The organism is Mycobacterium sp. TH-M25, from assembly GCF_057473665.1.
In genome coordinates this window covers 1-8,708 of the sequence record NZ_JBYCLA010000198.1, presented here as the reverse complement: position 1 = coordinate 8,708, position 8,708 = coordinate 1, and the positions used below count along the sequence as shown (strand labels likewise).

At 66.4% G+C, this 8,708-nt stretch carries 7 protein-coding genes; 3 read left to right on the top strand and 4 right to left on the bottom strand.

The window, feature by feature from the left end; all coding sequences use genetic code 11:
- The 3 genes from AC2VOU_RS06665 to guaA form a co-directional block, all read right to left on the bottom strand.
- Positions 1 to 1,061, bottom strand: a 1,061-nt coding sequence (locus AC2VOU_RS06665) for a DNA polymerase Y family protein (RefSeq protein ID WP_486956656.1), incomplete at its 3' end; no start/stop codon positions are given.
- A 32-nt stretch (positions 1,062 to 1,093) separates the two neighbouring features.
- Entirely contained in the window at positions 1,094 to 1,768 is a 675-nt protein-coding gene (locus AC2VOU_RS06660) for a hypothetical protein (protein ID WP_486956655.1), read from the bottom strand.
- Positions 1,769 to 2,125: 357 nt separating this feature from the next.
- Entirely contained in the window at positions 2,126 to 3,691 is a 1,566-nt protein-coding gene (gene guaA / locus AC2VOU_RS06655; protein WP_486938963.1) for a glutamine-hydrolyzing GMP synthase, read from the bottom strand.
- 104 nt (positions 3,692 to 3,795) lie between these two features.
- Between guaA and AC2VOU_RS06650 the strand changes: the two genes are divergently transcribed.
- The 3 genes from AC2VOU_RS06650 (at position 3,796) to AC2VOU_RS06640 (ending at position 7,278) form a co-directional block, all read left to right on the top strand.
- Positions 3,796 to 4,080: a helix-turn-helix domain-containing protein gene (locus AC2VOU_RS06650; RefSeq protein WP_486956654.1), complete on the top strand. Its 285-nt coding sequence runs from the start codon at positions 3,796 to 3,798 to the stop codon at positions 4,078 to 4,080.
- A 78-nt stretch (positions 4,081 to 4,158) separates the two neighbouring features.
- The gene (locus tag AC2VOU_RS06645; RefSeq protein ID WP_486956653.1) at positions 4,159 to 4,893 is read left to right on the top strand and encodes a beta-phosphoglucomutase family hydrolase; all 735 of its coding nucleotides are present in this window, start codon (positions 4,159 to 4,161) and stop codon (positions 4,891 to 4,893) included.
- Between the two features lie 9 nt (positions 4,894 to 4,902).
- Positions 4,903 to 7,278: a glycoside hydrolase family 65 protein gene (locus AC2VOU_RS06640; protein ID WP_486956652.1), complete on the top strand. Its 2,376-nt coding sequence runs from the start codon at positions 4,903 to 4,905 to the stop codon at positions 7,276 to 7,278.
- Here the strand turns inward: AC2VOU_RS06640 and AC2VOU_RS06635 are convergent.
- The coding region (locus AC2VOU_RS06635) for an FAD-dependent oxidoreductase (RefSeq protein ID WP_486956651.1) at positions 7,262 to 8,708 on the bottom strand (1,447 nt) is incomplete at its 5' end. The genes AC2VOU_RS06640 and AC2VOU_RS06635 overlap by 17 nt on opposite strands.

The window sequence follows — 8,708 nt, the reverse complement described above, 5'->3', positions numbered from 1 at the left end:
AGCTGGCCCTCGTCACCGAGACCGCCCCACAGCGGTAACTGCAGCGCCCCCGCCGACACCACCTCCACCGCCCGCAGCCGCAACTGCACCACCGGCGCGGTGGGCCGATCCATGACGATCCGGGTGTTCAACCAGCCGTCCAGCTGCCAGCGCACCCGATCGGCGGTCGCATCCTCGGTCAACGGCTCGGCACATCGCCAAACCCGGTTCAGCTCTTCGCCATTGGCGGTGAGGGCATGGACGCCCAGCCGGGTGCAGCCTACCCCGGCGGCCAGCAATGTCTGATGCAACTCGGCGGCCAACGAGCGCCCGGCGAACGCCGCGGCGTCGACCCGGTCGATCGGCGGATCGCACTGCAGCACCGCATCGAGCTCGGCCGGCGGCTCAGACCCGGATGGCCCGCGTTCCGGCTCGCCGCTGGCGAACCGGTGTGCGTTCACCGCGTCGGCACCGAACCGCGAGGCCACATCCGTACGCGACAGCGCGGCGAACTGACCAACGGTACGAATCCCCATCCGCCACAACAGATCTGCCAGAACTACCCGTCCGGGACCGGACAGGCTGGGCTCGATGGCGAGTTGCCGAATCGACAGCGCCGACAGAAAACGCGCGTCCTCCCCCGGCGTCACGATGCGGCCCGCGCGGGCGGCGAAGACCGCCGTGGACAACCGATCGGCGATGCCGACCTGACACTCGGCACCGGCCGCCGCCACTGTATCGGTCAGTCGCTCGGCGACCTGCTGCTCGGACCCGAAGAACCTGGCCGCACCTCGGACCGGCATGACCACCAGGCCGGGGCGCAACACCTCGGCGCGAGGCACCAGGTCGTCCACCGCCGCGACAATTCCCTCGAAGTAGCGGGCGTCGCGGTCGGGATCGGCGGCGACGACGTGCAGTTGCGGGCAGCGGGCCGACGCCTCACGCCGACGCAGCCCTCGCCGCACACCCACCGAACGGGCCGCCGACGAACAGGCGATCACCCGGTTGGCCAGCGTGACGGCGACCGGTGACGTCGCGGCCAGCCCAGCGGCCGTCGCCGCGGCGACCGCGGGCCAGTCCATGCACCAGAACGCCAATACCCGAGAGTCCACATTCACCCCGTCCGAGCCCGCCTGATCGCCCGCCCCGCGGCGCACACCTCGAGCCGTACCTTGCTGATCCGTCCGAAACCCGGCTGATCCGAAGTAGTTTCGTAACCACAGACCCGTGCCTTCAGTCGTATCGAAGCACCCTGCCAGTCGCCGTCGGTGACCAGCAGCGTGCAGCCTTTCTGCCGGGCGCGGGCCACCACGGCCCGGGCCCGGGTCTGTGGCACCGAGCGCCCTTTCAGCGCCAGCACGATCAGGTCCATTCCGTCCATGAGCACCGCGGCGATCTCCACCGGGTCGGCCCCGGGGTCCGGGATCACCGCGAGCCGGCTCAGATCGGCTCCCATTTCGACCGCGGCCAACAGGCCGACATCCGACTGGCCGACGATGGCCGCGTTTCCGCCGGCGGCCGTCACCGCGGCCACCATGCTCAGCGGCAGCGACCGGGCGCCTGAGAGCACCGCAACCGTTCCCCGTGGCAACGCATCCGGTAACACATCCGCCAGCAACTGCGGAACCGGGAGCCTGACTTCCGAAGATGGAAGCAGGTCGTCCACCTGGGCGTGGCCACGCTGTGCGGAGCCGGTCTTCCCGGATACCGCCGCCATCTGCCGTCGCAGCTGTTGTAGCTGTTCAGCACGGTTGTGATGCGACTGTTCGGAAGCAAGCATCGCCGTCATCAACTACTCCTGCGGTACGGATGTGACTAGTGTTGTTCGAATGTATGTTCGAGTACCAATAGTCAATACCCAGCCGCCCGACGTCGTCAAGCGGATGCTTGTTGCAGGTGGCGTCCAGCTAACTCGCGGTCACAGCTGAGTCACGCCGGGCCGGTTGACGCCCGGGCTGACAGCATTCGGCACCAAGGTGGACCGGCACCTACGTCCTCGGGCCAAGCTGATGCCACGCATCGCACCGATCCCGATGGATCGGCGAGCACACACTCACACGAGATCGAGGAAGCCGGCGCCGCGGCCTGCCGCTGCAGGTCCGGGGACCCGCTGATCCGCGGGATGGCACCCCGGTGCCCTAGCCGGCTATTCCCACTCGATGGTGCCGGGCGGCTTGCTGGTGACGTCCAGCACCACCCGGTTGACCTCGGGGACCTCGTTGGTGATCCGGGTCGAGATTTGTTCCAGCACGTCGTAGGGCACCCGAGTCCAATCGGCGGTCATGGCATCTTCGCTGGACACCGGCCGCAGCACGATCGGATGCCCGTAGGTTCGGCCATCGCCCTGCACTCCCACCGAACGGACGTCGGCCAGCAGCACCACCGGGCACTGCCAGATCTGGGAATCCAAGCCGGCCGCAGTCAACTCCTCGCGCGCGATCGAGTCGGCCCGGCGCAGCGTCTCCAGTCGCGCCGCGGTGACCTCGCCGACGATCCGGATCGCCAGGCCCGGTCCCGGAAAAGGCTGCCGCGCAACGATTTCCTCGGGCAGGCCCAACTCGCGGCCGACCGCGCGCACTTCGTCTTTGAACAGCAGCCGCAGCGGCTCGACGAGGGTGAACTTCAGGTCGTCGGGTAGGCCGCCGACATTGTGGTGGCTCTTGATGTTGGCCGCACCGGTACCGCCGCCAGACTCCACCACGTCGGGATACAGCGTCCCCTGCACCAGGAATTCAATCTCGTCGTCGTTGTCCCCCAATGCATCCCGAACAGCACCCTCGAACGCGCGGATGAACTGCCGCCCGATGATCTTGCGCTTGCCTTCGGGGTTGGTCACCCCGGACAGCGCATCGAGGAAGGTTGCCTCGGCATCCACGGTGACCAGGTTGGCCCCGGTCGCCGCGACGAAATCGCGTTGGACTTGTGCGCGCTCCCCCGCCCGCAGCAAACCATGGTCGACGAACACACACGTCAGCCGATCCCCGATGGCCCGCTGCACCAGCGCCGCGGCCACGGCCGAGTCGACGCCGCCGGACAGCCCACAGATCGCGTGGCCGTCGCCGACCTGGTTGCGCACCTGCTCGATCAACGCCTCGGCGATACCGGCCGGCGTCCAGTCCGCAGCGATACCGGCGAACTCGTGCAGGAACCGCGTCAGCACTTGCTGTCCGTGCGGACTGTGCAACACCTCGGGGTGATACTGCACCCCGGCCAGTCGTCGCGCGCGGTTCTCGAACCCCGCCACCGGAGAGCCCGCACTGGTCGCGATCACCTCGAAACCGTCGGGCGCGGACGTGACCGCGTCGCCGTGGCTCATCCACACCGGCTGGGTGCCGGGAAGTTCCGAATGTAGTTCGCCACCAAGGACTTTCAGTTCAGTGCGACCATACTCGCTGGTGCCGGTTCGCGCGACGGTGCCACCGAGCGCTTGGGCCATCGCCTGGAATCCGTAGCAGATGCCGAACACCGGCACGCCCAGGTCGAACAACGCCGGGTCAAGCTGCGGCGCGCCGTCGGCGTACACGCTGGCCGGACCACCGGACAGCACCACCGCCAGCGGATCGCGGGCCTTGATCTCGTCGACCCCGGCGGTGTGCGGAATCACCTCGGAGAAGACCCGCGCCTCGCGCACCCGGCGCGCGATCAACTGGGCGTATTGCGCGCCGTAATCGACGACCAGTACGGGACGGGGCGATGCGGGCTCCACCGGCACAGTCTAGAGGCGCACCCGTCGACGCTCCGCCCGCCTGACGTAGGTGTGAGCAACTATCGCGCCACCCAGCACCGATCATCACCGGCCACGGTACGGTCACGCCCATGACCTCCGCTGCTGTCGGCACTCGCGATCGCCTGCTCCAAGCAGCCATGGAGTTGTTCGCCCGTCAGGGGTATGCCTGCACATCCATCGCCGACATCCAACAGGCGTGCGGGCTGTCCCGCGGCTCCGGCGCCCTGTACAAGCACTTTCCCTCGAAGAGGGCGCTGCTGCAGGAAGCGACGCGGCGGCAGGTGCAGCAGATGGGCAGTATGCGCGACGACTACAAACGCCGGGAAAAGGCCGGTCAACCAGAACGTCTGGCGAACCGGCAGCGAGCATGGTGAGGTAGTACTGCTCACGGCAGAAACCATCCCCGACCGACTCAATCCCAGACCGACCTCATCCCAGAAGGGAGGCCCGCCTTGCTGGGTCTACCGGAAGCAGTACACGCCTGCTTGTTCGATCTCGACGGTGTGCTCACTGACACCGCAAGCGTGCACACCAAAGCTTGGAAGGTCATGTTCGATTCCTTCCTCAAGCAGCACGCCGAGGACAACGGCCAAAAGTTCGTGCCCTTCGACGCGGACCAAGACTACCTGAAATACGTCGACGGTAAAAAGCGCGAAGACGGCGTGCGTTCCTTTCTGTCCAGCCGGGACATCGAACTGCCCGAAGGCGATCCCGACGACACCGGCGACAAGGACACCATCTACGGCCTGGGCACCCGCAAAAACGACGCCTTTCAAAAAACTTTGCACTCCGACGGCGTCAAGGTCTTCGAAGGCTCGCGCCGCTACCTGGAGAAGGTAGCCGCTGCCGGCCTGTCCATCGCCGTGGTGTCGGCCAGCGCCAACGCTGGCGAGGTGCTAAAGATCGCCGGGCTCGAGAAGTACATCCAGCAACGCGTCGACGGCGTCACGCTGGGCAAGGAGCACATCGCCGGCAAGCCCGCGCCCGACTCGTACCTGCGCGCCGCGGAGCTGCTGAACGTAGAGCCCGCTGCCGCAGCGGTATTCGAGGACGCGCTGTCCGGCGTGGAGGCCGGGCGTGCCGGTAAGTTCGGCTACGTCGTCGGCGTCGACCGCGTGGGCCAGGCTGAGAAATTACGCAGTCACGGAGCCGATCTCGTGGTAACCGACCTCGGCGATCTGATTTAGGAGGTCGTGATGATCCCAGATGGCACGCTGCCCGTCGAACCCTGGCAGATCCGGGAACCCGAGCTGAACCTCGACGTCCTGGCCCAATCCGAATCACTGTTCGCATTATCCAACGGACACATCGGTATTCGCGGCAACCTTGACGAAGGCGAACCCCACGGTTTGCCCGGCACGTACCTCAACTCGTTCTACGAAGTGCGGCCGCTGCCCTATGCCGAAGCGGGCTACGGCTACCCAGAAGCCGGCCAGACCGTCGTCGACGTCACCAACGGCAAGATCTTGCGGCTGCTGGTCGACGACGAACCGTTCGACGTCCGCTACGGCAAGGTGATCAGCCACGAGCGAATACTCGACCTGCGGGCAGGAACGCTGACCCGCGACGCCCATTGGCAGTCCCCGGCCGGCAAGCAGGTCAGGGTGACCTCCACCCGGCTGGTGTCGCTGGCTCAGCGCAGCGTTGTCGCTATCGAATACATGGTCGAGGCGGTGGATCAATTCGTCCGTGTCACAGTGCAATCCGAGTTGGTCGCCAACGAGGACCAGCCCGTGACGTCCGGTGACCCGAGGGTATCGGCGATCCTGGACAAGCCGCTGGAGGCCGTCCAGCACGAGGACACCGATTGCGGCGCGCTGTTGATGCACCGGACCCGGGCCAGCGCTTTGATGAGGGCCGCGGCCATGGACCACGAGGTTGAGTTCGAGGGTCGCCACGAGATCAGCAACGACGCGAGCGGTGACCTCGCCCGTACGACCGTGATCTGCGGACTGCGCCCGGGCCAGACCCTGCGCATCGTGAAGTACCTCGCGTATGGCTGGTCGGCCCGGCGTTCCCGGCCCGCGCTGCGCGACCAGGTCGCCGCCGCGTTGCACAGCGCGCGGTACAGCGGCTGGCGGGGCCTGCTGGATGCCCAACGTAAAATCCTCGACGACTACTGGGACGGCGCCGATGTCGAGGTCGAGGGAGACCTGATCTGTCAGCAGGCCGTCCGGTTCGGCCTATTCCACCTGCTGCAGGCCAGTGCGCGGGCCGAGGGCCGCGGCATCGCCAGCAAGGGTTTGACCGGCACCGGGTACGACGGCCACGTGTTCTGGGACACCGAAGGGTTTGTGCTTCCGGTACTGACCTACACCTTGCCTCATGCTGCGGCCGACGCACTACGTTGGCGCGCTTCAACATTGGATCTCGCAAAAGAGCGCGCCGCGCAACTGGACCTCAAAGGCGCCGCCTACCCCTGGCGCACGATTCACGGTCAGGAATGTTCGGCCTACTGGCCGGCCGGGACCGCCGCGTGGCACATCAACGCCGACATCGCGATGGCTTTCGAGCGCTATCGTGTTGCCACCGGCGACGACTCGCTGGAGAAAGACTGCGGACTCGAGGTGCTCATCGAGACCGCGCGGCTGTGGCATTCACTCGGACACCACGACCGCCACGGAGTATGGCACCTCGACGGGGTGACCGGCCCGGACGAGTACACCGCGATCGTGCGGGACAACGTGTTCACCAACATGATGGCGGCACACAACCTGCAGGTAGCGGCCGATGCGTGCGCCCGGCATTCCGAACGCGCCCACGATCTGGGTGTGAGCACCGAAGAGACCGCCGCGTGGCGCGACGCCGCCGAGGCTGCGCACATTCCGTTCGACGAAGAACTCGGCGTGCACCCGCAGTCCGAAGGCTTCACCACCTATGCCGAGTGGGATTTCGACGCCAGAAACAAATACCCACTGCTGCTGCACGAGCCCTACGCATTGCTGTACTCGGCCCAAGTGGTCAAGCAAACCGACCTGGTGCTTGCCATGTATTGGCAGAGCCACAAATTCAGTGACGAGCAGAAGGCCCGCAACGTCGACTACTACGAGCGCCGAACGGTGCGCGACTCTTCGCTGTCGGCCTGCACCCAGGCGGTGATGTGCGCCAACGTCGGGCACGTGGAGTTGGCGCACGACTACACCTACGAGGCGGCTCTGGTCGACCTTCGCGATCTGCACCACAACACCAAAGACGGCCTGCACATGGCCTCGCTTGCCGGCGCATGGACCGCTCTGGTCGCCGGTTTCGGCGGCCTACGTGACGACGAGGGAGTTCTGTCCCTCAACCCCTATCTACCCGACGGCATCTCGCGACTGCGGTTTCGTTTGCGTTGGCGCGACTTTCGGGTGACTGTGGACGTCATCCACGACAAGGTGACCTACACGCTGCGGGACGGACCTGACGCCGGATTGACAATCCGGCACGCTGGCGAGGACGTCGCACTCACCACCACCGAACCTACGACGATCACGTTGATCAAGCGTGAGCCGCTGCTCCCTGCGCCGCAGCAACCACCGGGGCGCGCCCCGATGCGCCGCCACGCCTACCGATCGGTCAACCAGCCGGACTGATCGACCCGGTCTGCTCCTGAGCCCCGGCGCTGACGGCATCAGCGCCGGGGGAAGGCAGCCAGCGCAGCGCGCCCGGCGCCGACTCCGGCACCACCGGGTGGGCCGGGGCAATGGGGTCCAGCCGACGGTAGGCCTCACCCTGCTTGGGACGAATGTCGTTCTCCCCCTTGTTCGGCCACAACGAGGCGGCGCGCTCGGCTTGCGCCGTGATCGACAGCGACGGGTTCACACCGAGATTGGCCGAGATCGCGGCGCCGTCCACCACGAACAGCGTCGGATAGCCGTAGGCCCGGTGATAGGGATCGATGACGCCGGCCTCCCGGCTGTCGCCGATCGCTGCGCCGCCCAGGAAGTGTGCGGTCAGTGGGATGTTGAACAACTCGCCCCAGGTTCCGCCCGCGACGCCGTCGATTTTTTCGGCAATGCGGCGGGTCGCCTCGTTACCAACCGGGATCCACGTCGGGTTCGGCACACCGTGGCCCTGCTTGCTGACGTAGCGGCGACGACCCAACTTCGTGCGTTTGGTGTAGGTGGTGATCGAGTTGTCCAGGTTCTGCATCACCAGCGAGATCATCGTTCGCTCGCTCCACTGCCTAGGGTTGAGCAGTCGCAGCGTGCCGCGTGGATCGTGGCCGACGTTGTCCAGCAACTGTTTCCAGCGGGGCACGTCGCTGCCGCCGGGACCGGGACCGTCAGTCATCAGCGTCTGCAAGAGACCCATCGCGTTGGAGCCCTTGCCATACCGGCAGGGCTCGATGTGGGTGTCCGACGACGGGTGAATCGACGAGGTGATCGCCACTCCGTGGGTCAGATCCAGATCGGGGCTGACCTTCAATCGGCCTGCGCCAACGATGGATTCGGAGTTCGTCCGGGTCAGCTCACCCAGCTTGTCTGACAGCTTGGCCAGTTTTCCGGCGTCGCGCATCTTGAACAGCAGGTGCTGGGTGCCCCAGGTACCGGCGGCCAACACCAGATGCTGTGCGGTGAAGGTGCGCTTGTTCCGGCGAAGTGTCCGGCCAGTGCGCGCGGTGCGGACCTCCCACACCCCGTCGGCGCGCTGCTCGAAACCGGTGACTGTGGTCATCGGAATCACTTCTGCGCCATTGGATTCCGCGAGACCGAGATAGTTTTTCACCAGGGTGTTCTTGGCGCCGAAGCGACAGCCCGTCATGCAGCTGCCGCATTCCAGGCAGCCGGTGCGCTCGGGGCCGGTGCCACCGAAATACGGGTCGGGCACCGTCTGGCCGGGCGTCTTGGTGCCGTCGGGCCCGAAGAACACTCCGACCGGGGTCTGCACGAAGGTGTCGCCGCAGCCCATGTCCTCGGCGACCTCTTTGAGAATGCGGTCGGCGTCGGTGAACGTCGGGTTGGTGACCACCCCGAGCATCCGCTTGGCCTGCTCGTAATGCGGCATCAATTCCTCGCGCCAG

Excerpts from the sequence above, each read along its gene's own strand:
- AC2VOU_RS06660 (WP_486956655.1), bottom strand. The coding sequence starts at position 1,768 with ATGACGGCGATGCTTGCTTCCGAACAGTCGCATCACAACCGTGCTGAA.
- AC2VOU_RS06650 (WP_486956654.1), top strand. The coding sequence starts at position 3,796 with ATGACCTCCGCTGCTGTCGGCACTCGCGATCGCCTGCTCCAAGCAGCC.
- AC2VOU_RS06640 (WP_486956652.1), top strand. The coding sequence starts at position 4,903 with ATGATCCCAGATGGCACGCTGCCCGTCGAACCCTGGCAGATCCGGGAA.